Below are 26,780 nucleotides of genomic sequence, written 5' to 3'. Positions count from 1 at the left end.
AAAAAAGAGGGTATTATTTAGGGTCTTTTGTCAGATGTCTCTTCTAACACTTATTTGAAGATTTTAAAGCGTGAATCATCTTCCATATAACTCTTCTCGCCAGCCTCTTGTTCGATAGAACCAAAGACCATTTGAGCTCTTAATTTCCATGTTTTTGGCAGATCCCAAGTTGCATGAACTTCATCATCAATAATTGGGTTGTAGTGTTGTAATGAAGCACCTACGTTCTCTGCTGCTAATGCAGTCCAAACAGAAAGTTGCGCCATACCACTTGCTTGTTCTGACCATACAGGGAAGTTATCCGCATACAGTGGGAATTGCTCTTGAAGACCTTTTACAATATCGGTGTCTTCAAAATACAGAATTGAACCAGCACCAGCTGCAAAGCTATTAATTTTTGCTTCAGTTGCACTAAATGCTTCTGCGGGTACTAATTTTTTCAGGGTATTTTTAACGATATCCCACAGTTTTTGATGTTGTTCACCAAACAGAACAACTACACGAGATGTTTGTGAGTTAAATGCAGTTGGGCTTTCTTTAACCGCTTCTTTGATAATTGCCGTGACTCTGTCTTCGCTAATTGGAAGTTGATTACCTAAATGATAAATTGTTCTACGTTTTTTCATTAAATCAGTAAATGCGTTAGACATGATGTCTCCTCGATAAATTTAAGCGCTTAAAGCGTGTCTTAGCTTGGGCTAATCTATGGACATACTATAGGGCTTAGCAGTGATTTATTGATATATAAAAAATTTAATCAGTTACGTCAAAATATTCGACCTAGTTTTTAACTTTTTGATTTTCATTCTGTTTATCTGAAAATCTAAACTCAGGAGCAAGTTGGCTAATACCTAAACCTCCCGCTTTTTTTACTTTAATTTGGACAGGAATACGTTCTTTCATGGCTTCTACGTGACTAATTACGCCAATAATTTTGCCGGATGCATTAAGGCTGTCGAGTGCATCTAATGCAATATCTAAGGTATCAGGATCTAATGTGCCAAAGCCTTCATCTAAAAATAGTGATTCAATTTGAGTCTTGTTACTGACCAAATCTGAAAGCGCTAAAGCGAGTGATAAACTGACTAAGAAACTTTCGCCACCAGAAAGCGTGCGAGTATCCCGCAGTGCATCCGCTTGCCATGTATCTGCAATCTGTAATTCAAGGCTTGCTGGTGTTTTACGCTGTAAGAAATAACGCCCATGAAGCTTTTCTAAACGACGGTTAGCTAAATAAATCAGATGATCAAGCGTTAATCCTTGGGCGAAACGGCTGAACTTATCTCCTGATGCAGATCCCACTAATTCATTTAAATAACTCCAATCATCAAACTGAGATTGCTGTTTGGCAATATGAGTTAGTAGATCCTGTTGCTCTTTACGCTTTTCCTCGTCAGTACGCAGTTGTTCTTGAATACGAAATTTCGTTTCTTGTAATTGAGTAAACTGTGTTTCTAACATCAATAACTGAGCGGTAATTTGCTCGAGATCCTGTTGTGTTGCCAATATTGGCTGCTGTGATAAGTGCTGTTGATATACGTTTTCTTGTGTATCCAAACGCGTTTTTTCTTGCAGAAGCTTATCAAGTCTTTGTTTTTGCTGCTCTTGTAAATGATTTCTCTCTTCAACCGATAGTAATGAGGCTAAAAATGCGTTCTCATCATCAAATGGACTGTTTTTTAATCTGTTTTGGTATTGTTCAAGGGTGGCTTGTGAGTGAACATGAAGCCGTTGTAGTGATTTTTCGTTTTCCTGATATTGGCCAATAAGCTGATTTAAACGGATTTCGAGTCGGTTTTTTTCTTCGCTATATTGCTCAATTTGTTTTTGTAACAACTGACTTTGTTTATCCAACTCATTGCGAGCATCTTCGGTAGTTTGTGTGCCGAATAAAGCTTGGCGTTGGGTTTTTAGTTGTTTTTGTTGTTGATGTAATTGTTGTAAATGAACTAAAACAGCATCAAGTTCTTTTTGAACTTCAGCTAAATAGCGTTTTCTCTCTTTTTGCGTTAATAACAATTCGCGGATTGTTTGTTGTAATTCGTGATGTGTTTTTAATGTTGATTGATATTGTTGGCTTTCTTCTTTACGCGCAATAAGCCATTGAATTTTATCTTCAGATACCTGTAACTCATAACCTTGTTGTTTGACAAGGGATTGAATATCTTGCGCTAATTGGGTGTGTTGTTGAAGATATTGCGCTGTTTGTTGTCGTTTATTAGAAGCTTCTTTTTGTTGCTGAGCTAATTGATTTTGTTGATGAAGAATAGCTTGCTGTTGTTGATAAAATTGTTCTTTATTATCAGATAACAGCTTGTATTCTTGTTGAATTTTGGCTTCTAATGCTTGGTAATTTACTCGTTTTTGCGTCAGTAAATTATCTTCTTTTTCAAGTGCTGCATCTAATTGAGTTAAAACAGTTTCTTCGCAATCAACATCCGGTAATGCGTGAGTTTGAGCTAAGACTCGCCATTGCTGTTTTAATGACGCAATATCTTGTGTTAGTTGCTCAAGGTCGCTACTTAATTTTTCATTTTGAGCTTGATAGTTAGCACATTGTGTTTTTTGTTCTACTAACTCTATAGTTAATGCATGAACTTGTTGCGTTAAAATATCTAATCGTGTTTTTGTTTCATCTGGTTTTATTTCTTTATATTTTTCAACATAAGGATGTTCAGTTGAACCGCAAACAGGGCATGGATTGTCTTTAACTAAACGTTGTCTCTCTTCTTCGTATTCAGCTAATTTCCGAATTAAAAGATAATTGTCATTTAAATCTTTAAGGTGTTGCTCTTTCTCTCTTAAAACGATGCCATTTTTGCTGATATTTTCAGTCAGTACAGCTATTTTTTGCTGGTTTTCCGAATGACTTTTTTGGTACAGACGTTCAGTTTTTAGAGCACGCTGTAATTGAACCTGTAATCCCATTATTTTTGCGAGCGCATTTCTTTGCTGAGAAATTTGTTGCAAGCGATGAGGAATATCTGCAATTGTATCTGCTTTATTTTGTTGCTCAAGTTGCGTTTGTAATTCACTTAATTGTTGTTGTTGTAAATTAAGAGCGTGTTGTTGTGTTTCTAGTGTGCGTGTTGTTTTTTCGAGAGCAAGTTTAAGTAACTGCTCTTTTTCTTGTTCTGCTTTTTCACTTTTCTGACTAATTAGATATTTCTCTGCAATTTCATCATATTGTTCAAAATAGCGTTGCCACAAAGGTAAATTCTCAGCAAGTTGAGCATAAGCTGTATGCTGATTTAAATATTCACTTAATTCATTGAATTGTTTTTGTGATCCAGCTAATTGGATTTCTGTTAATTGTATTTTTTCCAGATATTCTGACTGTGTTTTTTCCAGTGTGTTTTTTTGCTGTGTTTTTGCTGAAATATCTTGTTGTAGCAAGACTAACTGGTTATCTAATGGCGTCACTTCTTCACGAATAAGTTGTAATATTTGCTGTTTTTTATCATCGTGTTGTTTAAATGTGTCACGAGCCTCCACTAATCGCTGGCTAATAGGTTGGCTTTGTTGTTCAATAAGCCGTTTTTCTGCTTTCAAGGTTGAGAGTTGTGACTCAATATAGGTTTGTTCTTTTAATAGACGATTTTTTTCATCATAAATCGGGCGGATCTTTTCAGCGGGTTCGCTATTTTCAAGACGTTGAATATCGGGCTTGGCAGCAACTAATGCTTCTTGCGCTAAGTTAACTCCGTTTTGTGCTAATAGCTTGTTTTTCTTGATTTCAATGTCTTTTTCTTTCCACTGCTTTGCTGCTTGATATTCCTGTTGTTCTTTTTGTAATAGTCTCTCTTTGGCAAAAAGTTCAGTTTGCTCAGTTAATAAAGCTTGGCGAGCATTTTCATCTAATAACGCCATCATTTCGGCTTGTTGCTTTAGTGTTTTTAAGGCTTGTTCTTCTTCACGCCAATGCTTAAAGATCGATTGGGAAATATGGCGATAAATATCTGTGCCAGTCAGTTCTTCGAGTAATTCAGCGCGAGATTTATCATCTGCATTTAAAAAGGCCGCAAATTGTCCTTGAGATAACAACATTGACTTAGTAAAACGATCAAAATCGAGCCCTGTAATATTAATAATTTCTTCTTTTACTTGGCTAATTTTATTCGTTAATATTTTATCGTTGCCACTCAGTATATTAATTTTAGCTAATTCAACTTTAGGTTCTTGAAGATTACCATCTGGTTTACCTTTAGCGCGCTTTTGTTCCCAAAATGCTCGATACGCCACACCCTTAACTTCAAATTCAACTTCAGCTAAACACTCTGCCGTGTGGCGTGTCATTAATTCATTTTGAGTTTTAGTTATTCGGCCTAGTCTAGGAGTACAGTGGTAAAGCGCCAAACTAATCGCATCTAATAGTGTGGTTTTTCCTGCCCCGGTAGGGCCTGTAATAGCAAATAATCCGTTGCTAACAAAAGGCTCTTGGTCAAAGTTGATTTTCCACTCACCTTTTAAAGAGTTAATATTTTTAAATCGCAGACTTAAGATTTTCATTATGCTTCGTTATCCTCTTGTTCTGCCATTTCAACAGCTTGTTTAAACAATGTTGTTAACCGTGTTTTCGTTTCTTCTGAATCAAATTCATGCTGTTCTAAGCGTCTTTCAAAAACATCATAAACCGTTAATTCGGTCAGTGTTTCGTTCTCATTTTGTGTGAATGCTTGGCGCTGTTTTCTGGCTCTTCTTAATAAGATCACATCAAAAAGGGGATCGTTAGTTAGCTCTTGAACTCGGGTTTGTATATCACTGAGATAATCTTGTGTTGAAACTTCGATATCCAACCAAATAGTGGTATCTGTTTCATCGTATTGTTTTTTTAAATCATCAAGTTGTATGGCTATCTCTTTTAATGAGCCACTGATAGTGCGTAGCAACTGAAATTCAGGAATAGGTAATAGTGTGAGATTAGTTAATTTGTCTTGTTCGAAATCGATAAGGCAGACGCTTTTTTGTTGTCCGCTTTCATCAAAACTTAAAGGAATAGGAGAGCCACTATAACGAATATGACCTGATTTATTTACCACTTGAGGGCGATGAATATGACCAAGAGCAATATAGTCAAATTCAGGAAATAGTGTTGCAGAGAAAGCCTCTAAAGTACCGATATAAATTTCACGTACAGAGTCCGTTACACTTGCACCAATGGTTGTAAGGTGACCTGTTGCAATAATAGGAATATTGACGTTTAGTTGCTTACGTAAATCGAGAGCCTCTTGATATTGAGCTTGATAATAATCAGCAATCGCTTCTTTTAGGATATCTTGTTTTTCAGCACCTGATTGCCCACTTTTACTACTTATCATATCTCTAGGGCGTAGATAAGGGATCGCACAAAGTAATGCTCCCGGAGTATTATCTTTTTGAGGAAGAATAAGCGGAGCTTGTGGGGTTTCAGCATGAACATTGGCAATAACCGTTGTATTTAAACATGCTAATAATGATTTAGATTCATTTAGTGTTGCGACTGAATCGTGATTACCACCCAGAATGACGAGCTGGCATTGTGTATCTCGGATAGCAACAACAAAGCGGTTATAAAGCTCTCGGGCATAACTTGGTGGGGAGCCTGTATCAAAAATATCTCCTGCAACAATCAATGCATCAACTTGATAATGTTTAATTTGTGCTAACAACCAATCAAGAAACTGTTGATGTTCTTGAGCTCGAGTTTTAGTAAAAAAATATTGCCCTAAATGCCAGTCTGATGTGTGAATAATCCGCATTGCTATTCCTCTTTTTTATCTGATGAAGAGTATAGCGCACCTTACTTTTTTAGTGAAAATCCAACAATAAGCCTTCTTTTTGAGTGATATTTCACCGAAAAATGATTTATTTACCTTAACAACTGGGATCTATTTCAGTAATGTTAAGGTTAGTCATAAATCTGTCATAAAACTGCATCATAATCATTTTGACCCTCTATATACATTACACAGGATAGAGTATGGCAAGGCGTATTCTTGTTGTTGAAGATGAAACCGCAATTCGAGAGATGATCTGTTTTGTTTTGGAACAAAATGGTTTTCAGCCTATTGAAGCAGAAGACTATGATTCTGCATTGAGCTTTCTTATTGATCCTTACCCTGATCTGGTTTTATTAGATTGGATGATCCCTGGTGGATCAGGCTTGCAGATAATAAAACAGATGAAGCGGGAAAGTAACACCCGTGATATTCCAATTATTATGCTAACAGCAAAAGGGGAAGAAGAAGATAAAGTTCAAGGGTTAGAAACGGGTGCTGATGATTACGTCATTAAGCCTTTCTCACCTAAAGAGCTTGTGGCTCGCGTGAAAGCAATTTTACGACGATTATCACCAATGTCTTCGGAAGATATTATTGAATTCAATGGATTAGGACTTGATCCTGTTTCTCATCGAGTAACGAGTCAAGATAAACCGATTGATATGGGACCTACCGAATTTAAACTCCTGCACTTTTTTATGACACATCCTGAACGCGTGTATAGCAGAGAACAACTGCTAAACTATGTTTGGGGAACGAATGTTTATGTCGAAGACCGTACTGTTGATGTGCATATTCGTCGTTTACGTAAAGCCATCGAAGAAGATGGTCATGACAGAATGATACAGACAGTACGTGGAACGGGATATCGTTTCTCTGCCCGTTTCTAAGTCAATATGGGAGTAATCGTCAGGTGTTAGAACGACTATCGTGGAAAGCCCTCGTTTGGGGGCTATGTCTATTTTGCTTACCTGCTTTTATATTATCGCTTTTTATCGGGCATCTTTCTTGGTTGCTGGTGGCATCGCTACTTAGTGCACTTGTGTGGCATGCCTATAACTTGCTGAAATTATCTAAATGGTTATGGCTAGATCGCTCAGTACTGCCTCCGGAAGGAAGAGGAGGATGGGAGCCTATTTTTTATGGTATTCGACAAACACAGCAACGTAATCGAAAACGACGTCGAGAATTAGGCGACTTAATTAAGCGTTTTAGAAGCGGGGCTGAAAGCTTACCTGATGCGGTTGTAATGATGACCAATGAAGGTAATATTTTTTGGTGTAACAGCTTAGCTCAACATCTATTAGGTTTTCGCTGGCCAGAAGATAACGGGCAAAATATTTTTAATTTATTACGTTATCCAGATTTTTTGCACTATTTTACCGCAGGCGATTTTAGTCACCCTTTAACGATTTCTCTTAATAATGGATCTATTGTGGAATTTCGTGTGATGCCATATAGCGAAGATCAGCGCCTAATGGTGGCGCGAGATGTGACAGAAAAAAATAAACTAGAAAATGCACGACGTGATTTTTTTGCCAACGTGAGTCACGAATTAAGAACGCCTTTAACCGTTATTCAAGGCTATCTTGAAATGATGGAAGAAAATAGTGTCGCTAAACCAGCAGAGCATAAGGCTATAGTGACGATGCAAGAGCAAGCTAAGCGCATGGATACGCTTGTTCAACAACTCTTACAACTTTCTCGTATCGAATCTGCTCCTCATATCGATTTAAACAAAATTGTTGATATTCCTGCTATTTTGGCTTTATTACAACAAGAAGCGGACTCATTGAGTCAAAGTCAACACCATATTATTTTTGATGTTGATGAGCATTGGGCTGTTCGAGGTAATGAAGAGCAATTACGTAGTGCGGTTTCTAACTTAGTGTATAACGCTATTAATCACACTGAAGAAGGTACAACAATCAAAGTCAGTTGGAAGAAAGTTCCCCAAGGTATGTTATTTAGTGTCTCAGATAATGGTTCGGGGATTAGCGCAGAACACTTAACTCGTTTAACAGAGCGCTTTTATCGTGTTGATAAAGCTCGTTCTCGTCATTCTGGCGGTACAGGGTTAGGTTTGGCTATTGTGAAAAAATCACTACTTCATCATCACTCTCAATTAAATATTGAAAGTAAAGTAGGTGTTGGGAGTACATTCTCTTTTATCCTTCCTCAAACATTGCTTACTGCTAAAAAAACACACTAGTAGTATGTCTTTTTTAAAGCCTTTATCACTTGTCTTTAATCTGTGATAAAGGCTTTTTTGCCCCTTTCTTGATCTTTTTAATATCAATAAAAACTAATATCGTAGCGTTAAATTTTAATATTATTAATTAATGGTAACTTTAAATGATGCCAATACTCAATATTATTGGTGATAAAGTGCACAAATCATATCATGTATATTCTATGATATATGAAAGTTATAACTAGTGCTGAAAAATAGTTTAGATGATTATTCTGGTTTTAGGATTGGCTATTGCCTTTTTTCATTATAAAAGTTTTACTTGTGAGCAGTTATCGGCAAATTTTTCTATTTAGTACTTAATTGCTCTGCATGAAATGATTATATTTAAATATTATCCTGAATAATGACGGTCTGAGCTTAAATAGATGTTGTTGATTTTATGTTGCGCTACCTTGGCGTAATTTAACCATTATTGTAACTACATATTAACAAAACTTATGGCACATAGATTAACTTCCAGAGATGTTCTGGCATTAGGGTTTATGACATTCGCCCTATTTGTTGGCGCTGGCAACATTATTTTTCCTCCAATGGTGGGGTTACAATCAGGCGAATTTGTTTGGACTGCTGCGATTGGCTTTTTGATCACTGGTGTGGGTTTACCTGTTTTAACGGTTGTTGCACTGGCAAAGGTCGGTGGTGGTATTGAGGCATTAAGTACACCTATTGGTAAATCAATGGGATTGCTATTAGCCATTGTTGCTTATCTTGCTGTTGGACCACTTTTTGCAACCCCTCGTACTGCAACAGTTTCTTTTAAAGTGGGTATTGCTCCTTTAGTGGGTGATACAGAAATCTCATTGCTGATTTATAGCATTGTCTATTTCTTAATTGTTATTGGTATTTCGCTTTATCCGGGGAAATTACTAGACAGTGTTGGTCATATTCTTGCACCGATTAAAATTCTGGCATTAGCGATATTAGGTATGGCTGCGGTATTTTGGCCTGCTGGTGGCGCTATTCCTGCGACTGAAGCTTATCGTGATATGGCGTTGACTCAGGGATTTATTAACGGTTACCTCACCATGGATACATTGGGTGCTATGGTTTTTGGTATTGTTATTGTTAATGCAGCACGCTCTCGAGGGATTGATAATTCATCATTGTTAACACGTTATACCATGTGGGCAGGAATTATTGCGGGTGTATTATTAACTGCGATTTATTTGAGTTTATTTAAATTAGGCTCTAGCAGTGGCAGTATCATTCCGGGTGCTCAAGATGGTGCTGATATTTTACATGCCTATGTTCAGTACACTTTTGGTAATTTTGGTAGCTTCTTCTTAGCCGTACTGATTTTCTTAGCCTGTATGGTGACTGCTGTTGGTTTAACCTGTGCTTGTGCAGAGTTTTTTAGCCGTTATTTGCCTATCTCTTATCGTGTATTAGTGTTGATTTTAGCGATATTTTCAGCCGTTGTTTCAAATTTAGGATTGAGCAAACTGATCGAGTTTTCTATTCCTGTACTGATAATGATTTATCCACCTTGTATTGTGATTATTTTAATGAGTTTCACATTACGTCTGTGGAATAACCCAAGCCGTATTATCGCGCCAGCAATGGCTGTTAGCTTATTTTTCGGTATTTTTGATGCAATAAAAGCGTCTAATTATCTGAAACATTTATTACCAGAATGGGCGACAAAACTGCCACTAAGTGAGCAAGGTTTAGCGTGGTTGATCCCAGTATTAGTAGCGATTGTTGTGTGTGGTATTTACGATAGAGTCGCAGGCTTACAGAGTAAAAAAGTGATCCATACTGAAGCCATCAATAAGCAATAAAGTACATTGATTGTAAAAGTAAAAAGGGAAACGAAAGTTTCCCTTTTTTAATAATATATATTTGAGGTATTAATTAACAGAAGTCGAATTCTGTTTTATATGTGCAACAGGATGCTGATTTTCATCTAAATAGTAATGAACTCCAGCGATGATACCATCCTCACCTTCATAGAAGATTTTAAAGCGGGTACGATTGCCGTCATGATAAGCAATAACGACACTACCGCCTTTTCCTAAGCAAAACTGATGGAGATCACCTGTTGAGATACAAATACTGTCGTCGCCAGATACCGTGACTTTACAGTTATCACCTGTATTAATTGCCACAGAGTTATTTCCAGTAACATTGATTTGCGCTAAATCACCAGTGTTAGTGACTTTTGCGCGATCTTGAGAGGCGGTAATGAAATTACGTATACCACTGTTTGCGATATGAACACCATTACCTGACGCATAAATTTTGACATCATTGCCACTATTACAAATGCGAGAGCGCCCACCTAAGCTACCAATACGACACTGATTACCCGTATTACACACTTTTCCTGCGAAACCCGTATTCATTAATTGATTGCTATAACCCGTGTTAGAAATGCTATTTTCATCACCAGAAAAAGCGACGATGTTATTACTGCCACATAAAGCGAGGTCAGTGCTTAATTGCTGACTTTTTAAGATCAATTGATGCCATTCAGTAGAAAATTGAATATTTTCAGAGGTTGGCAAAGTGTTGTGATAGGGCAGACGTTGTAATGTCACGCCTTGTTGTTGTTCATTGCCGAGCAGGAACAAGATGTTTTCCATGACTTCTTGTTCCTGTTTGGCAAAGGATACTTCACTAAAATGACGTAAATAAATATATTGAATAAAGCTTTCTATCCACTGTGTACGGCGCTGTTTTATTAACTCACTATGAATAGCACTGTAAGTGCCTCCATCAGGAAAATAACGTAAAAACCAACGATAAAGCGAAGTTGAAACATGCAGTTGTCGTAAGTCTTCTTTTGTTAATCTAATATTTTCCTTTGAAGGGACTGACATATAAGCTCCTTAATCCATGTATTAATTAGTGTCTATGGTAACCGTCAACCATACTGCGAAATGTTTGGAATGGCGTTTTTCCTGTTGTACACAGATAAAGGTGACCAATGATAAAAAAGACACTACATACAGCTAATATTTGGTGCGCGATTAATAACCAAGCTTTAAACATTACAGCATCAGCAGGAATGAATGCTGGATTTTGAAGTAAAACACCAGTTATCAAAAGCAGTGGAACTAACGCATACATCACACCTAAATAAGCCATTTGTTGCAGTGGATTAAACTTAACATTGGGTGTTGCTGGGAAAGGATGACCTTCTCCTTTAATAATACCGTAGAGATAAAAACGAGTTTGCATAAAGGCGCGTTGAAACCAGTTTTTGCCATCAATGCGGTAAAACTTGCCATTACCACCAATAAGATTAATAAGAACAAAGGACAACCAGCAAACCAAGAGCAGATAACCACAGATTTCATGCACACTAACTAATAACGCGGTATCGTGGGCTGAAAGTAGGGCGAAATGGTTGATGCCACCACTTAGAAGTAACAGAATAAATAAAGAGGCATTACTCCAGTGCCATAAACGAACAGCTTTAGAGTAAAGATAGAGTTTCTCTTCTTTATGCGATTCACCATGTGGTGTGGCAAAGCGATAACGTAAAAAGCCATGTAGTGCGAGCACAAGTAGCATGCCAATAAATAATACGCCTGCAACAATTAGCCAAAGAGGTAAATAGTCGGGAGTATAGATTAAAACATACTCTTTTAGTGCGGCTTGGAACTGAGCACTGTCTGGCATTGTATTGACGATACTCATACTTTACCCTCCTCTTGAACATGAGGCCCTACACGACGATAAAGATGCGGTTTTCCTACACCATCAAGTTGATAAATATAGTAATCGTGTGTTTTGAGCCATTCTTGAATTTGAGGGCTGTCTTCTCTACCAAATAACAAGGCACTTTGTGGACAAGCACTCACACAAATCGGTGGGAAACCTTTTTGTAATCGAGACTCAAGACAAAAGTCACATTTATCAGCAACATGTGTCACAGGGTTAAGATAACGGACTTGGTATGGACATGCCGATATACAATAGCTACAACCAATACATTTCTCTTTATTAACACGAACGATGCCATTGGTTTCATCACGCCAAGAAGCACCTGTAGGGCAAACCGGAATACAAGGGGCATCTTCACATTGTTGGCAAGAGTGTCTAAAGAAATGATATTTATCGTTGTCTTCTTTGAGGCTTAATGGAATATGGGCAATATCCATTCGTGCCATACCATTGGGTACTTTATTTAATCGACGACATGCAGTGGCGCAGATATTACAGCCATTACAGAGCGTCTCATCGTGGATCATGGCATAGCGGATAGGTTTTTTTTCTGCAGTTGCCGCAAGCGCACTTCCTAGTGGCGCACTGAAAAAAATGACCGATCCCATACCTGTTACAAATTTACGGCGAGAAACACGCATTATTTTTGCTCCTCAGTCTGATGATGTTGTAATACCCACATCGAATTTCGTTGATAAGGCAGAACATTAAGGATTTTCATGTTGTTCTACCTCGATCCATTCAGTTAAGCCTCGTGCTTTGCCGTAACTCATTAACGTATTGCTAAAGAGATAAGGGGCATCGTTGGATGCTAAAACTTGCTGAATATCCTGAAAATCAGGGTGAGTTTTCATCAGTGTCAGTGCATCTTCAATCTCTGAAGCCGTGTATTTAAAGGGTTCAGACATCAACATGCTTTGTTTCAATGGTCGAGGATAGGTTTCGCATTCAAAACGAACTACACCTGCAATTGCTGTACAAATATCCGCATGGCGGTTTAATAATTGCAGTTGTGCGAAGTTATCTGACATAAATTCATCAGAGTAATAATAATCCTCGCCATTGAGACTTAAATGGGCGATATCAATAAACTCGTCGCTCTTTAACGCGGTTTCTAACTGCGCAATGTCCTCTTCAGTCAGAGAATAGGGCGCATCATACAGCGTTGAAATTGCTAATAGTTCACCTTCTTTTGAACATTGACGTATCGCATTCGCTAGATGTTGTTCAGCAGATAATTCTGCTACTTCCGCAATGGGTTCTTCTGCGATATCTGTTGAGGTGTTAGCACTACGTCCAACACCTGTTTCTGATAATGGCAGTAACCAACGGCGACGAGAAATATCAGGTTGCTCTAAAGCAATATCTGCATCATCAGCGATATCTTGTGGTATAGAAGCCGATGCATTTTGTTCTATCATCATGATCTCCTTCTTTTACCTATTAACTTGGTAATAAACCACGAGACGCTAAATCGTCTGCAACATCTTGTAATCCAAGGCGAACTAAAGTTTCTTTTGTTGGGCAACCTAACTGTGGATCCCAGCCCATTTCTTGATAGAACATGGTGAGAGAAAGCTGCATATCGGCTCTGTCCATTTTGTCTGTACCTTCAGTAAAGACTGGAATATCAGGATCTTTATCGAATACCCATGAACAGATTTGGTCATGCTCATTACGCATATCCATAGTGTTCATTAATTTAACGGTATAAGCGCGGTGTAAAGTGAAGATACGCTCTGAGGCTAAATCCAGATCTTTAGAAGTGGTTGGTTCACCAGTGATAGCGGTAAAGAACTTGGCTTCCATTTCTAAGTCACCACGATAATTACGGCTCTTATGAGGAGAAACCGTCATCGGCCATACCCAGTTACATAAGGTGACCGCATCGTGTAAGCAACTACGTAAAATAGTCCACTTGGTATAAGCAATTTTGGCTTTATTGATTGGTGTATAGTTTTTGGTTTCATCAAAAGCATCACCAGAGCCAAATAGCTCACCCGCAATCTCTTTTTGTAGTTTTAGAGGTAAACCACTACCGATATAGTTGATATGTGTATGTGTCATCGCATCTCGGTTAAACATACAGTTAACGATAGAACCCACTTGAGCCGATGCTTCATTTGCGTGGTGAATTGGGAAGCCCATTGGTGACCAGAGTTTATTTTTCTTATCAGCCCAATACTCTTCACCTAAATTCCAGCGTTGTGCAATGAGATAAGAGCCATCAGCAAGGTGGCTAAATTCACCTTTACGATGCGCTAAACGGTAGTAAAAATCTTTAATAAATTCAGGATTGCCTTCTTCCAGTTTATCCCAAGGAATATCGTTATATTCTTCTTCAGAAAGTACACGCTTAAATACACCGTGGGTATAACAATAAGTGAAGTCACGATGAAGCTGACCGTAGTTACACCAAAGTCCCATATCATCAAAAATATTAAGACCGACTAAGTTACCTACAACGTTACCATCTCCTTTTTTCTCAACATCTTTAGGGCCATTAGGGAAAATGGTTGTGTGAACGAAGTTAGCGACACAAGTGTTACCACCCGTTTGTGGTACTCCAAATTTTTTCGCTTGAGGCACATTGAGTTGAGCCATACAACGGATAGGGCAAGAGTGACAACCTCCCATCTTCACGGTGTATTCTTCAGCTTCTGGTCCTAAGTCAAAGGTTGATTTCATGGTTCTAAAACCAACAGTATTGATATCACCAGGAGGAATTTCGCCTGTTTCAATTGGGCCACCTTCAGCAGCTCCCCAATACAGTCCTTTACGTGCAGTCCAACGAGAGCCTGGGTGTGAATATTCAGCCCATGATTGTGGCGTACTTGGTACAACGTGGTTGTTATTAGAGCCAATCAGTTGTGTCATCATATAGTCGTTAAGTTCTTTTAACGCTTTACGGTCAGCAACGTTAACGCCACGGCTACCTTCGACGACAATGGCTTTTAATTTTTTAGAACCTAAGACTGCGCCAACACCAGCACCACCACTGTGGTTACGGCTATTAATAATGCCGGATAAAGGTACAAGGTTTTCACCCGCAGGACCAATGGTCGCGACACAAGCTTCTGGGCTTGTTTGAGCACATAGTTCTTCTGTGGTTTGACGAACACCTTTACCCCATAAGAAAGAGGCATCTTCAATAGAAACTTGGTCATCATCAATATGGATCCAAACAGGCTTATCTGATTTACCTTCAATAATCAGAGAGTCATAGCCTGCAAATTTCATCCATGCGGCAAAAAATCCCCCCATATGAGCATCAACGACAAGATTGCCACGAGTAAAAGTGGAAAGAGAGGTGATATTGACGCGTGAGCTGCAAGGCGCACCAGATCCAGTTAGAGGTCCTACTGCGAAAACAACTTTATTTTCTTCATCAAAAGGTTTAACGCCGGGAGCAACCTCTTCGTACATAATCTTGTAACCAAAGCCCATGCCTCCAATTAAGGATTTATATTTGCTTGAGCTTTCACGAGTGATGGCACCGGTAGTTAAATTGATTCTTAGAATGTTTCCAGTCCAGCCGTTAATCATAATATTGCTTCCTAATCTAAATGTGGTTCAGTGATGTGATTGTCTGGATTTATTAAACAGTAATTTCTTTCCATTCAATGATTTGCAGAGCACCTGTTGGGCACGCTGATGCACACTCACCACATAAATTACATTTGCCGGATTTTTTAGTTTGTGGGTTGACGGTTGCCATCATCCACGGACAGGCTGTTGTACAGGCGGCACAACCAATACAACGACGTGTATCAACGACAATACAGCCGAACTCTTCTTGATAACGGATAGCTTTTACTGGGCAAACCTTCATACATTCAGGATCTTTACATTGGCGGCATGTATCCGTTGTAAAGTTTAAATCGCCATAAAGTCCACCACCGGAGCCAATACCTTTATCACCAAAATAAAAATGACGATGGATTTTTGTGCGCGAGAAGAATGAACCTACGCTTCCATCATTCCATGTTGTACATGCTGTTTCGCAGCGGTGGCACCCTGTACAACGCGCTCTATTTGTAACTAAGACGCCTTTAGGTGTTGTGGTTAATTGAATTATTCCGCTATCTATTTCTTCTTGCTTACAACCTAAAAGAGAAAGCAATGCGGGTGCTATTGTGATCCCTGCAAGCCCTTTACCGGATATTCGCAGAAACTCTAGTCTTGATAGCCCAATATCTAATATTGGACGGTGATGTGTATCAGACATTAATATTTATCTCCGCTTAACTAATTTATATAAGAATTAAGTTGTGATGATAAATTCTTTATTTATCCGCTTGCTTTACCGTTATATAAAAAATATAATAACGCTATAATTAAGGGATATATTATAAGATTTAACTATTTTTATGATAAAAACACACTGAGACTAAATGTTAAATATTTGTATTTACAATGTGTTATCTCCATTTTTTACGTATTTTTATTATCCTTTATGATAGTGTGGTTATTAAAAAATTTATTCTGTGATAGCTATCATAGAAATAAAAATAGAGAGTGTTATTAAATTTTATTTAATTAAATGATTATTGTTTTTATCTGTAATTAAGAAAGAGAATAAATACCATTTATATATATTCTTTCATTGAAGTTAAATTAAAAGTGATTTGCTCTTATATTCTATAAAATATTATTATTTTAATAATAATTTGATATTCAATATTAAATATATACATAATCAAAAATAGATATTGATTATTATTAATAGAATAAAATATGAATAAATTGTAAAACCATGACTAGATCATTTTTATAAAAAAAGAAACCTTATCTAATCAAGAGAAGGTTTCTTTTGTTGTTTTATTCGATGGCTTTATTGTTAGTAACCCACTGCTTTACCAGCTGGGCGACGAACATCATTTGATCCATAAAGATAACCTTCACGTACTGCACCAGAAACAGCGGAATCATTACCTGATGATGCTGGGATCACTCCTTCTTCTCCTGGGAGTCCGACCATAATAAGTTCAGCCGCTCCCCATGGAGTCTGTTCTACCATTTTATATCCCATGGCAGAGAGTTTCTCTAAAGTGTCTTTTGATAATCCTCTTTGCTCATAATAAACCTCATCCGGTAACCATTGATGGTGAATGCGAGGGCTATTAACCGCTTCTTGTGGGGGCATTCCAAACTCAATGATATTCAGTGCCGTTTGTAAGGTGATCGAGATAATACGTGAACCTCCTGGCGATCCTAAAATAAGGAAAGGTTTGCCTTCTTTAGTCACAATCGTTGGGCTCATTGATGATAGTGGGCGTTTTAATGGCGCAATACTATTGCGTTCACCTTGAACTAAACCATAGAGATTTTTTTCACCAACTTTGGTTGTAAAATCATCCATCTCGTTGTTGAGGAAAAATCCAGTTCCTGGTGCGATGACTACGGCACCAAAGCGGCCATTAATGGTGTAAGTGGTCGAAACTGCATTGCCGTCTTTATCCATTACTGAGTAGTGTGTTGTTTCAGGGCTTTCATGAGGAGCGATACCAGGTTGTACATTTTCTGATGGCGTTGCTTTATTCGGCTTGATTTGTTGGCGTATTTCTGTGGCATAAGCTTTATTTAATAACTTTTCTGTAGGATTTTTAATAAATTGGGGATCACCAAGAAAAGTATTTCTGTCCATATAAGCATGACGCATTGCTTCTGTTAAAGTATGAACATATTCAGCTGAATTAAAGCCCATCGATTTGAGATCATAACCTTCCAAAATATTTAGCGTTTGGCAGATAGTAACTCCGCCTGAACTTGGTGGCGGTGCAGAAATAAATTCATAACCTCGGTAAGTACAGGTGATAGGTTTGGTTTCTGTGATAGTAAAATTAGCAAAATCTTCTTGAGTTAACAGGCCATTATGTTGTTTCGAAGCTTCTTCAACTTTTTTAGGGATCTCTCCTTGGTAAAATGCATCAGAACCTTGGTTTGCGATGAGTTCTAATGTATTAGCTAAATCAGTTTGAATTAGGCGATCACCGGGTTGCCACGGTGTTCCATCTGGTTTTAAGAAAATTTTTGCAGACTCAGGATCTTGTTTAAAACGCTCTGTTGTCGTTTCTAACACATCAGTATCAGCGCGGGTTAAAATATATCCTTCTCTTGCAAGCTTAATTGCAGGCGCCATGACATCTTGGCGTGAAAGCGTACCGTATTTCTCTAATGCTGAATTCAATCCTTTTACTGTACCGGGTACTCCTGAAGCAAGATAACCATATAGGCTGGCATCTTTAATCAAATTTCCATCTTTATCTAAATACATATTTTTAGAAGCAGAAGAGGGAGCAGTTTCCCTAAAATTTATAAAAGTATTTGTACCATCAGCAAGGTGTATTGTCATAAAACCACCGCCACCAATATTACCACAGCAAGCATTTACGACTGCTTGTGCATAACCGACGGCAACGGCGGCATCAATCGCGTTACCCCCTTTTTGTAAAATATCATTCCCGACTTGTGATGCGAGGTGTTGAGAGGAGACAACCATGCCATGCTGTGCTTCAACAGCGGGTTCATAGGCTGCATAAAGTGAATGTGAAAAAAGGGTAGTAAGTAATAGCAGGTGCATTTTTTTTATAGTAATCATTATTATCTCCATTAATAACAGGGAGTTATTTTGAATAGATACAAATATAGAGTTTTACGCTGTTATTAATATGAATTAACAATTGCGTAACAATAAGTATAGAGAGAGGTTATTAGTGATGAGAATTTTTTTTGATGTGATGATCACAAAATTATCTTTAAGCAGATAAACAATAAGCTTATGTATAACTAATAACAGTAATAAATAGAGTGGATAAAAAATGAAAAGATAAGTGCTGAATAAACAAAAAAAGCCTGTTTTCACAGGCTTTTAAAAATGCGTTAGCTTACTGAACTATTACAGTTTGCCAGAGTTTGCTTTCAGGTATTTAGCAACGCCGTCTGGAGATGCGCCCATACCTTCTTGACCTTTTTCCCACTGTGCAGGACAAACGTCTCCGTGCTCTTCGTGGAATTGCAGTGCATCTACCATACGGATCATTTCGTCGATATTACGGCCTAATGGCAGATCGTTAACGACTTGGTGACGGACAACACCTTCTTTGTCGATCAGGAATGAACCACGCAGTGCAACGCCTGCTTCTGGATGTTCGATGCCGTAAGCTTTGATGATGTCGTGTTTGATATCAGCAACCATTGGGTATTTAACTTCACCAATACCACCGTCATCAATAGGAGTTTTACGCCATGCGTTATGAACGAATTCTGAGTCCATAGAAACGCCGATGATTTCAACACCACGTTTTTTGAATTCTTCAAAACGGTGATCGAATGCAATCAGCTCTGAAGGGCAAACGAAAGTGAAATCCATTGGCCAGAAGAAAATAACGGCAGGTTTGCCTTTGATAAATGAATGCAGGTTGAAATCATTAACAATCTCACCATTACCTAAAACGGCAGCAGCTGTGAAATCAGGGGCTTTGCGAGTAACCAGAACCATAATGTACTCCTGTAAATTGAAAGAGTTTATACTCGTCATATTTCAAGTTGTAGCGTTGTTGACTGTGCTCATTCGCACTAGTCACATACTATTGTATGCTCCTAGCGACTCATTCACTTGTCGCCTAGCTACACCTTGAACTATTTAGAGCAAATTCAGGGTGTATACCTTGTTTATACTCGTCATATTTCAAGTTGTAGCGTTGTTGACTGTGCTCATTCGCACTAGTCACATACTATTGTATGCTCCTAGCGACTCATTCACTTGTCGCCTAGCTACACCTCGAACTATTTAGAGCAAATTCAGGGTGTATACCCTGTTTTTAAATGATGTATACAGCATAAATAATCAATCGCTATTGATAAAGTCAAACAGAACAATCTATTTGATAGATTATAGCTATCAGTTTAATACAATAAAGTAGGATTATTTATGACTCCTTGTATAACGATTCATTCTAATCAACTTTGGAAATGAATACTATGCTTGTTAACAAATCGTTACGAATAATATGATAAATTGACTCAGCATCTATTTGATATATCAAATGTAATTCGACAATATGACAAAAAGATGAAACTCAAAATGACAGTTAAATGTATCAGTCATCAAGTTGATGTTGCTGTGCTCTTTCTAGCAATTGTGGATAAAACTGCCAAAAAATCCCACTTAATTCATCGTAATGTGTTTCGAGTACGATATAAGAGCCCGCAAGTGCGCTTAGTCGTGGTCTTCTTCTCGCCATTCCTTTCAATGTTTGAGCAATATATGCCTTGTCAGCATAACGAATTAACCAAGATTGTGACCATAGATATTCGTTGAGCTCTTGGAATTTTTCAGGTGTTTGCCATAAATCTGGTTCAATAATATTTCGAGTCTTGGTGACAAATTCAGTCAATGGTATATGCGGTTCAAACTTTGACCAATTTAAAGAAAGAAAATGATCCCAAAAAACATCTAAGGTAATCGGTGAAACTCGGCGATATTCATCAGGAAATAAAAGGCGAGCTTGTTTGACTAATGGGTGAGTATCAGTGAGTACATCAATACGTCTATGCATACGAATACCCTCAATAACAGCTTGGCTGTAATCAGAGCTAGGTGCGCCTTTGACGTAATCTGCCATCATATTACCTAATAGAGAGCTTTTTGCCCTAAAGGCCAGATGCAAGTGAGCAAGATAATTCATCTCATCATCATAGCGCTTTTTGAATAAAAAAGGGCTTCTTTGTTGCACTGATAAGCTGGCAGCACTAGACTAGTCCGCCTGTTTTTTATGAAAGTAGTCGTTTAATTATGCGTGTATCAGACTTTACATTTGAATTGCCAGAAGCCTTGATTGCTCACTATCCTCAACCTCAACGCAGTGGTTGTCGTTTGCTCTCTTTAGAAGGTGAGACTGGTGCTTTATCACACGGTATTTTTACCGACGTGTTAGATAAAATAAATGCCGGTGATCTACTGGTTTTTAATAATACTCGCGTGATCCCTGCGCGTATTTATGGCCGTAAAGCGTCAGGCGGTAAAATCGAAGTGTTAGTTGAGCGTATGCTTGATGAACATCGTGTGCTTGCCCATGTTAGAGCCTCTAAATCACCCAAAGAAGGCGCTGCGCTTGTACTAGGTGAAGATGAAAGTGTACAGGCAACTATGGTTGCGCGTCATGATACACTTTTTGAAATTCGCTTTGATGATGAAAGAGATGTTCTCACCATCCTAAATAGCATTGGGCATATGCCTTTACCTCCTTATATTGATCGTCCTGATGAAGAATCTGATAAAGAGCTTTATCAGACGGTCTATAATGAGCGTCCAGGCGCTGTTGCCGCTCCGACTGCGGGATTACACTTTGATGAACCATTACTTCAAGCCTTAAAAGAAAAAGGTGTGGAGATGGCATTTGTCACACTGCATGTTGGTGCGGGTACTTTCCAACCAGTACGTGTTGATAACATCGAAGAACACACAATGCATTCTGAATACGCAGAAATACCACAAGACGTGGTTGATGCTGTATTAGCATGTAAAGCGCGTGGTAATCGAGTGATTGCAGTGGGTACAACTTCTGTTCGTTCTTTAGAAAGTGCTGCGAAAGCAACAAAAGATGCGTTAATCGCGCCTTTCTTCGATGATACCCAAATCTTTATTTATCCGGGTTACCAATATCAAATTATTGATGCATTGATTACGAATTTCCATTTGCCTGAATCAACTTTAATCATGCTGGTTTCTGCTTTTGCAGGGTATAAAAATACCATGAATGCATATAAAGAAGCTGTTGAGCAAGAGTATCGTTTTTTCAGTTATGGTGATGCGATGTTTATTACTCGTAATTCTTTAGCTATTAATGAAAAAGTAGGACAAGAATAAAGATTTATTATTCTTTTTAACGTTTTTCTTCGTTTTATGAATTGTTATTTCAACTTTATTACTTAATCCCTTTGACTAAGCACTGTTTTTGTTGAAGTAACATATACAGCCGTCTAACAAATGATTAGAATGTGCTGTTTTTTATTGCGCATTGGACTGTTTTTCTGATGCTTGGAGGATGAGTGAAATACGAATTAGACAAAACCGACGGTAATGCTCGTCGCGGTCGCCTTATTTTTGAACGTGGTGTTGTTGAAACACCTGCATTTATGCCAGTGGGTACTTACGGCACAGTAAAAGGAATGACACCTGAAGAAGTAAAAGCAACAGGTGCACAAATTCTTTTAGGTAACACCTTCCACTTATGGTTACGTCCTGGTCAAGAAATCATGAAATTACATGGTGATTTACATGATTTTATGCAATGGCAAGGTCCTATTTTAACGGATTCAGGTGGTTTCCAAGTCTTTAGTTTAGGCGCAATGCGTAAAATTAAAGAAGAGGGTGTTCACTTCCGTAACCCTATTAATGGCGAAAAAATTTTCTTAAGCCCAGAAAAATCAATGGAAATCCAATACGATTTGGGTTCTGACATTGTGATGATTTTTGATGAGTGTACGCCATATCCTTCAGATTGGGATTATGCGAAAAACTCAATGGAGATGTCATTACGTTGGGCTAAACGTAGTCGTGCGCGCTTTGATGAACTTAATAACAAAAATTCATTATTCGGTATTATTCAAGGCGGTGTTTACGAAGATTTACGTGATATCTCTGTAAAAGGGCTAGTCGAAATTGGTTTTGACGGTTACGCTGTCGGCGGCCTTGCGGTCGGTGAGCCTAAAGAAGATATGCATCGTATTTTAGAGCATGTCTGCCCTCAAATTCCTGCGAATAAACCGCGTTATTTAATGGGTGTTGGTAAACCAGAAGATTTAGTTGAAGGTGTTCGTCGTGGTATTGATATGTTTGACTGTGTCATGCCAACACGAAATGCACGAAATGGCCATCTGTTTGTAACCGATGGTGTTATTAAAATTCGTAATGCGAAACATCGCTCTGATACATCAACACTTGATGAACATTGTGACTGCTATACCTGTAAAAATTATAGCCGTGCTTATTTACATCATCTTGATCGTTGTAACGAAATTTTAGGTGCAAGGCTGAACACTATTCACAACTTACGTTATTATCAACGTTTGATGGCTGAGATTCGTCAGTCTATTGAAGATTCACGTTTTGAAGAGTTTGTACACGAATTCTACGAACGTATCGGAAAACCTGTCCCACCGCTAAATGGCAGTGCGACTAAATGTGAATAATGTATACGAGAAAGCCCAATTCTGTGTATGATATTGGGCTTATAACTTGAATATCGTCGATATCGACAACAATGAGGAAAAGTGAATGAGTTTTTTCATTTCTGATGCTGTAGCTTCTGCTGGACAAGCAGCACCTGAAGCTAGCTTTATGTCTATTTTACCGATGTTAGTGATCTTTATTCTGATTTTCTATTTTATGATCCTACGTCCACAGCAAAAACGTACTAAAGAACATCGTAAACTGATGGATTCTATCGGTAAAGGTGATGAAGTTTTAACGACTGGTGGTTTAATTGGTCGTGTTGTTAAGGTTTCAGATAACGGCTATATCGTTGTTGCTCTGAATGAAACAACTGAAGTAACTATCAAACGTGACTTTGTTGCCGCTGTATTACCTAAAGGCACAATGAAAGCTATTTAATAACATTTCCCCAAAGGGAAAAGGGAACTGCCGTGCTAAACCGTTATCCTTTGTGGAAGTACCTGATGTTGATAGCCGCTATCCTCATCGGTCTGCTTTACGCACTTCCTAACCTATATGGTGAGGATCCGGCTGTTCAAATCACTGGCGCGCGGGGAACCGCCGCCAATGAGCAAACACTGGATCAAGTTCGATCTTTATTAGATAAAGAAAAAATTGAAGCGAAATCTATTGCACTTGAAAATGGTGTGATTTTGGCTCGTTTCGGTAACCCTGATATTCAGTTACGTGCCCGTGAAGTGTTGTTACCTGCATTAGGCGACCAGTTCATTGTTGCACTTAACCTTGCACCGGCAACACCAAAATGGTTAGAAGCCATTGGTGGTGAGCCGATGAAACTGGGGTTAGACTTACGTGGTGGTGTTCACTTCCTGATGGAAGTTGATATGGAAACTGCGTTAGGTAAACTTCAGGAACAAAATGTTGAAAGTCTGCGTACATTATTACGTGACGAAGGTATTCCATATTCCTCTATCCGTAAAACGGATAGCTATGGTGTTGAAATCCGTTTCCGTAATTCGGATGATCGCTCTAAAGCTTCAGATTACCTAGCTCGTCGTAATCAAGATCTCATTTTTAGAGATGGCGCAAATAACTCATTAAGAGCTATTTTTACTGACGAACGTTTACGTGATGCACGTACTTATGCGGTACAGCAAAATATCACTATCTTACGTAATCGTGTTAACCAGTTAGGTGTTGCAGAGCCATTAGTTCAACGCCAAGGCGCTGACCGAATTGTTGTTGAGTTACCAGGTATCCAAGATACCGCTCGTGCTAAAGAAATCTTAGGTGCGACAGCAACATTAGAATTCCGTTTAGTCAATACTACCGTTGATCCTTCTGCCTTAGAAACAGGTCGTATTCCGGGTGACTCAGAAGTGAAATATACCCGTGAAGGTAGACCAACTATTCTTTATAAACGCGTTATTTTAACGGGTGACCACATTACTGACTCAACCTCTCAGGCTGATGAATATGGTCAACCTCAAGTGAATATTTCACTTGATAGCGCTGGTGGTTCTATTATGTCTAACTTTACGAAAGATAACGTCGGTAAACCGATGGCAACACTGTTCGTAGAGTATAAAGACAGCGGTAAACGCGATGAGAATGACCGTGCTGTATTGGTTAAAAGCGAAGAAGTTATCAACATTGCGAATATTCAGAGTCGTTTAGGAAATAGCTTCCGTATTACGGGTATTTCAAATGCGAATGAAGCTCGTCAATTATCTCTGTTATTACGTGCTGGTGCGTTGATTGCACCTATTCAAATCGTTGAAGAAAGAACGATTGGTCCAACTTTGGGTCTGCAAAATATTACTCAAGGTTTAGAAGCGTGTTTATGGGGTCTGATTGCGTCAGTTTCCTTTATGATAATTTATTATCGTAAATTTGGTGTGATTGCGAGTACTGCATTAATGGCAAACTTAGTGTTAATCGTTGGGGTAATGTCACTATTACCGGGCGCAACACTGACCATGCCGGGTATTGCGGGTATCGTATTAACACTTGCCGTCGCCGTCGATGCCAATGTATTGATAAACGAACGTATCAAAGAAGAGTTACGTAATGGTCGATCAGTACAACAAGCAATCCATGAAGGTTATAAAGGTGCCTTCTCCAGTATTATTGATGCGAACTTAACCACATTAATTACAGCTGTGATCCTTTATGCAGTCGGTACCGGCTCAATCAAAGGCTTTGCTATCACAACTGCAATTGGGGTTGCTACATCCATGTTTACCGCTATCGTCGGTACTCGTGCGATTGTAAACCTGTTGTATGGTGGTAAACGCGTTAAGAAACTGTCTATTTAAGGAGCACGTTGTGGCACAGGATTATACTGTTGAACAATTAAACCATGGTCGTAGAGTCATTGACTTTATGCGTTGGGACAACGTCGCCTTTAGTATTTCGTTTCTGCTTTTGATAGCATCAATTGCTATCATTTCCGTGAAAGGATTTAACTGGGGACTGGATTTTACAGGTGGTACAGTAATTGAGATCAATCTCAGTCAACCAGCCGACCTTGATAAAATGCGTGATAGCCTAGATGCAGCGGGCTTTAAAGATCCTCTGTTACAAAACTTTGGTAGCAGTCGCGATATTATGGTGCGTATGCCTCCTGTTGAAGGGCAGGCGGGTCAAGAATTAGGTAAGAAGGTTATCGATGTTATTAATGCTGAAGTTGATAACGATGCTGTGGTAAAACGTATTGAATTTGTTGGGCCAAGTGTGGGTAGTGAATTGGCTCAAACAGGTGCAATGGCGTTATTATCTGCACTTATCTGTATTCTTATCTATGTTGGATTCCGTTTTGAATGGCGTTTGGCGTTAGGTGCTGTTATCGCACTTGCGCATGACGTGATTATTACGCTGGGTGTGCTTTCACTATTCCACATAGAGGTTGACTTAACCATTGTGGCATCATTGATGTCTGTTATCGGTTACTCACTAAACGATAGTATTGTCGTATCAGACCGTATTCGTGAGAACTTCCGTAAAATTCGTCGAGGTACTTCATATGAAATTATGAACGTTTCTCTGACACAGACATTAAGCCGTACCATCATGACATCAGCAACAACATTATTGGTTGTATTAATGCTGTATATCTTTGGTGGTTCAATGCTAGAAGGCTTCTCTTTAGTCATGTTAATCGGTGTTTCTATCGGTACTATTTCTTCTATTTATGTGGCTTCTGCATTAGCACTGAAAATGGGAATGAAACGTGAACACTTGATTGTACAAAAAGTGGAAAAAGAGGGTGCAGATCAGACAACACTCTTACCATAATAGAGCGTTTTTCTGATAAAACATTGCAAACACCCTGCCAGTGTATACTGACAGGGTGTTTTTTGTTCACTGAACAGGTACACTGTTTATGAGTATTGTCAAAAGTAGGAATAACTATGCATTGCCCATTTTGTGGAGCCGTAGATACCAAGGTAATTGATTCCAGACTTGTTGGTGATGGTTCACAAGTGCGCCGTCGTCGCCAATGTCTTGTTTGTCATGAGCGTTTTACTACCTTTGAAGTAGCAGAGCTTGTGATGCCTCGTGTTGTGAAAAGTGATGAAATACGTGAGCCTTTTGATGAAGAGAAACTTCGTCGAGGTATGCTTAAAGCATTAGAAAAACGTCCAGTGAGTTCAGATGATGTTGAAGCTGCGATAAGCCATATCAAATCACAACTAAGAGCGACGGGTGAAAGAGAAATACCTTCAAAAGAAATTGGCAATTTTGTTATGGAACAACTAAAGAAACTCGATAAAGTGGCTTATATTCGCTTTGCTTCGGTTTATCGTAGTTTTGAAGATATCCGTGATTTTGGTGAAGAAATCGCAAAATTACAGGATTAATGCGCTAATACTGTGATTTATTTAATGATTTGATAAATAACGATAAATAATAA

The 26,780-nt window shown here is 38.5% G+C and carries 21 protein-coding genes; 9 read left to right on the top strand and 12 right to left on the bottom strand.

The window, feature by feature from the left end; genetic code table 11:
* Positions 1 to 50 precede the first annotated feature (50 nt).
* The 3 genes from DK857_RS01000 to sbcD form a co-directional block, all read right to left on the bottom strand.
* Complete coding sequence (locus DK857_RS01000; RefSeq protein WP_109393221.1) at positions 51 to 650, bottom strand: nitroreductase family protein; 600 nt, start codon at positions 648 to 650, stop codon at positions 51 to 53.
* Positions 651 to 780: 130 nt separating this feature from the next.
* Positions 781 to 4,509: an SbcC/MukB-like Walker B domain-containing protein gene (locus DK857_RS00995; protein ID WP_109401323.1), complete on the bottom strand. Its 3,729-nt coding sequence runs from the start codon at positions 4,507 to 4,509 to the stop codon at positions 781 to 783.
* Positions 4,509 to 5,738 carry an exonuclease subunit SbcD gene (sbcD, locus tag DK857_RS00990; RefSeq protein WP_109393223.1) on the bottom strand — a complete coding sequence of 410 codons (1,230 nt, stop codon included), beginning with the start codon at positions 5,736 to 5,738 and terminating at the stop codon, positions 4,509 to 4,511. Before sbcD ends, DK857_RS00995 begins: the two co-directional genes overlap by 1 nt.
* Before the next feature lie 221 nt (positions 5,739 to 5,959).
* Here sbcD and phoB point away from each other — a divergent pair, with 221 nt between their 5' ends.
* The 3 genes from phoB (at position 5,960) to brnQ (ending at position 9,794) form a co-directional block, all read left to right on the top strand.
* Positions 5,960 to 6,649, top strand: a complete 690-nt coding sequence (phoB, locus tag DK857_RS00985) for a phosphate regulon transcriptional regulator PhoB (protein WP_109393224.1) — start codon at positions 5,960 to 5,962, stop codon at positions 6,647 to 6,649.
* Between the two features lie 23 nt (positions 6,650 to 6,672).
* On the top strand, positions 6,673 to 7,971 hold the full coding sequence (gene phoR / locus DK857_RS00980; RefSeq protein WP_109401322.1) for a phosphate regulon sensor histidine kinase PhoR: 1,299 nt from the start codon (positions 6,673 to 6,675) through the stop codon (positions 7,969 to 7,971).
* A 479-nt stretch (positions 7,972 to 8,450) separates the two neighbouring features.
* On the top strand, positions 8,451 to 9,794 hold the full coding sequence (gene brnQ, locus DK857_RS00975) for a branched-chain amino acid transport system II carrier protein (RefSeq protein WP_109393226.1): 1,344 nt from the start codon (positions 8,451 to 8,453) through the stop codon (positions 9,792 to 9,794).
* A 69-nt stretch (positions 9,795 to 9,863) separates the two neighbouring features.
* Here brnQ and ydhT read toward each other — a convergent pair whose 3' ends face one another.
* The 9 genes from ydhT to DK857_RS00930 all read right to left on the bottom strand — a co-directional run bounded on the left by ydhT (position 9,864) and on the right by DK857_RS00930 (position 20,375).
* Positions 9,864 to 10,835 carry a protein YdhT gene (gene ydhT, locus DK857_RS00970; RefSeq protein WP_109401321.1) on the bottom strand — a complete coding sequence of 324 codons (972 nt, stop codon included), beginning with the start codon at positions 10,833 to 10,835 and terminating at the stop codon, positions 9,864 to 9,866.
* A 25-nt stretch (positions 10,836 to 10,860) separates the two neighbouring features.
* Complete coding sequence (phsC, locus tag DK857_RS00965) at positions 10,861 to 11,658, bottom strand: thiosulfate reductase cytochrome B subunit (protein ID WP_109393228.1); 798 nt, start codon at positions 11,656 to 11,658, stop codon at positions 10,861 to 10,863.
* Positions 11,655 to 12,326, bottom strand: a complete 672-nt coding sequence (locus tag DK857_RS00960; protein ID WP_109401320.1) for a 4Fe-4S dicluster domain-containing protein — start codon at positions 12,324 to 12,326, stop codon at positions 11,655 to 11,657. Before DK857_RS00960 ends, phsC begins: the two co-directional genes overlap by 4 nt.
* Before the next feature lie 66 nt (positions 12,327 to 12,392).
* Positions 12,393 to 13,106, bottom strand: a complete 714-nt coding sequence (locus DK857_RS00955) for a YdhW family putative oxidoreductase system protein (protein WP_227003098.1) — start codon at positions 13,104 to 13,106, stop codon at positions 12,393 to 12,395.
* 22 nt (positions 13,107 to 13,128) lie between these two features.
* Positions 13,129 to 15,231, bottom strand: coding sequence for an aldehyde ferredoxin oxidoreductase (locus DK857_RS00950; protein ID WP_109393230.1), 2,103 nt, complete (start codon positions 15,229 to 15,231; stop codon positions 13,129 to 13,131).
* A gap of 52 nt (positions 15,232 to 15,283) precedes the next feature.
* Positions 15,284 to 15,913 (bottom strand): ferredoxin-like protein, encoded by a 630-nt coding sequence (locus DK857_RS00945; RefSeq protein ID WP_006535141.1) that lies wholly within the window; start codon positions 15,911 to 15,913, stop codon positions 15,284 to 15,286.
* 612 nt (positions 15,914 to 16,525) lie between these two features.
* Positions 16,526 to 18,286 carry a gamma-glutamyltransferase gene (gene ggt, locus DK857_RS00940; RefSeq protein ID WP_109401318.1) on the bottom strand — a complete coding sequence of 587 codons (1,761 nt, stop codon included), beginning with the start codon at positions 18,284 to 18,286 and terminating at the stop codon, positions 16,526 to 16,528.
* Positions 18,287 to 18,583: 297 nt separating this feature from the next.
* Entirely contained in the window at positions 18,584 to 19,186 is a 603-nt protein-coding gene (locus tag DK857_RS00935) for a peroxiredoxin C (RefSeq protein ID WP_109401317.1), read from the bottom strand.
* A gap of 601 nt (positions 19,187 to 19,787) precedes the next feature.
* Positions 19,788 to 20,375 (bottom strand): acyl carrier protein phosphodiesterase, encoded by a 588-nt coding sequence (locus DK857_RS00930; protein WP_109393384.1) that lies wholly within the window; start codon positions 20,373 to 20,375, stop codon positions 19,788 to 19,790.
* Positions 20,376 to 20,482: 107 nt separating this feature from the next.
* Here DK857_RS00930 and queA point away from each other — a divergent pair, with 107 nt between their 5' ends.
* The 6 genes from queA (at position 20,483) to nrdR (ending at position 26,727) form a co-directional block, all read left to right on the top strand.
* Entirely contained in the window at positions 20,483 to 21,556 is a 1,074-nt protein-coding gene (gene queA / locus DK857_RS00925; RefSeq protein WP_109401316.1) for a tRNA preQ1(34) S-adenosylmethionine ribosyltransferase-isomerase QueA, read from the top strand.
* A 182-nt stretch (positions 21,557 to 21,738) separates the two neighbouring features.
* Positions 21,739 to 22,881, top strand: a complete 1,143-nt coding sequence (tgt, locus tag DK857_RS00920; protein ID WP_036911729.1) for a tRNA guanosine(34) transglycosylase Tgt — start codon at positions 21,739 to 21,741, stop codon at positions 22,879 to 22,881.
* 85 nt (positions 22,882 to 22,966) lie between these two features.
* A complete protein-coding gene (gene yajC / locus DK857_RS00915) occupies positions 22,967 to 23,302 on the top strand; it encodes a preprotein translocase subunit YajC (protein ID WP_006535133.1) in 336 nt (111 codons plus the stop codon).
* Positions 23,303 to 23,334: 32 nt separating this feature from the next.
* The gene (secD, locus tag DK857_RS00910; RefSeq protein WP_109393234.1) at positions 23,335 to 25,182 is read left to right on the top strand and encodes a protein translocase subunit SecD; all 1,848 of its coding nucleotides are present in this window, start codon (positions 23,335 to 23,337) and stop codon (positions 25,180 to 25,182) included.
* Positions 25,183 to 25,192: 10 nt separating this feature from the next.
* A complete protein-coding gene (secF, locus tag DK857_RS00905; protein ID WP_109401315.1) occupies positions 25,193 to 26,161 on the top strand; it encodes a protein translocase subunit SecF in 969 nt (322 codons plus the stop codon).
* A gap of 116 nt (positions 26,162 to 26,277) precedes the next feature.
* Positions 26,278 to 26,727, top strand: coding sequence for a transcriptional regulator NrdR (gene nrdR, locus DK857_RS00900; protein WP_006535128.1), 450 nt, complete (start codon positions 26,278 to 26,280; stop codon positions 26,725 to 26,727).
* Positions 26,728 to 26,780: the final 53 nt, after the last annotated feature.

Origin of the sequence: Proteus terrae (assembly GCF_003144325.1) — a bacterium.
Lineage (GTDB): Bacteria > Pseudomonadota > Gammaproteobacteria > Enterobacterales > Enterobacteriaceae > Proteus > Proteus terrae.
The sequence above is the reverse complement of the archived record's forward strand: the minus strand, read 5'-3'. Positions and strand labels throughout refer to the sequence as shown.

Bases quoted from the DNA above. Each gene is read 5' to 3' on its own strand.
- nrdR (WP_006535128.1), top strand. From the start codon at position 26,278: ATGCATTGCCCATTTTGTGGAGCCGTAGATACCAAGGTAATTGATTCC.
- yajC (WP_006535133.1), top strand. From the start codon at position 22,967: ATGAGTTTTTTCATTTCTGATGCTGTAGCTTCTGCTGGACAAGCAGCA.
- DK857_RS00955 (WP_227003098.1), bottom strand. From the start codon at position 13,106: ATGATAGAACAAAATGCATCGGCTTCTATACCACAAGATATCGCTGAT.
- DK857_RS00995 (WP_109401323.1), bottom strand. From the start codon at position 4,509: ATGAAAATCTTAAGTCTGCGATTTAAAAATATTAACTCTTTAAAAGGT.
- DK857_RS00935 (WP_109401317.1), bottom strand. From the start codon at position 19,186: ATGGTTCTGGTTACTCGCAAAGCCCCTGATTTCACAGCTGCTGCCGTT.
- ggt (WP_109401318.1), bottom strand. From the start codon at position 18,286: ATGATTACTATAAAAAAAATGCACCTGCTATTACTTACTACCCTTTTT.
- DK857_RS01000 (WP_109393221.1), bottom strand. From the start codon at position 650: ATGTCTAACGCATTTACTGATTTAATGAAAAAACGTAGAACAATTTAT.
- brnQ (WP_109393226.1), top strand. From the start codon at position 8,451: ATGGCACATAGATTAACTTCCAGAGATGTTCTGGCATTAGGGTTTATG.
- DK857_RS00950 (WP_109393230.1), bottom strand. From the start codon at position 15,231: ATGATTAACGGCTGGACTGGAAACATTCTAAGAATCAATTTAACTACC.
- DK857_RS00960 (WP_109401320.1), bottom strand. From the start codon at position 12,326: ATGCGTGTTTCTCGCCGTAAATTTGTAACAGGTATGGGATCGGTCATT.
- DK857_RS00945 (WP_006535141.1), bottom strand. From the start codon at position 15,913: ATGTCTGATACACATCACCGTCCAATATTAGATATTGGGCTATCAAGA.
- DK857_RS00930 (WP_109393384.1), bottom strand. From the start codon at position 20,375: ATGAATTATCTTGCTCACTTGCATCTGGCCTTTAGGGCAAAAAGCTCT.
- phoB (WP_109393224.1), top strand. From the start codon at position 5,960: ATGGCAAGGCGTATTCTTGTTGTTGAAGATGAAACCGCAATTCGAGAG.
- queA (WP_109401316.1), top strand. From the start codon at position 20,483: ATGCGTGTATCAGACTTTACATTTGAATTGCCAGAAGCCTTGATTGCT.
- ydhT (WP_109401321.1), bottom strand. From the start codon at position 10,835: ATGTCAGTCCCTTCAAAGGAAAATATTAGATTAACAAAAGAAGACTTA.
- sbcD (WP_109393223.1), bottom strand. From the start codon at position 5,738: ATGCGGATTATTCACACATCAGACTGGCATTTAGGGCAATATTTTTTT.
- phsC (WP_109393228.1), bottom strand. From the start codon at position 11,658: ATGAGTATCGTCAATACAATGCCAGACAGTGCTCAGTTCCAAGCCGCA.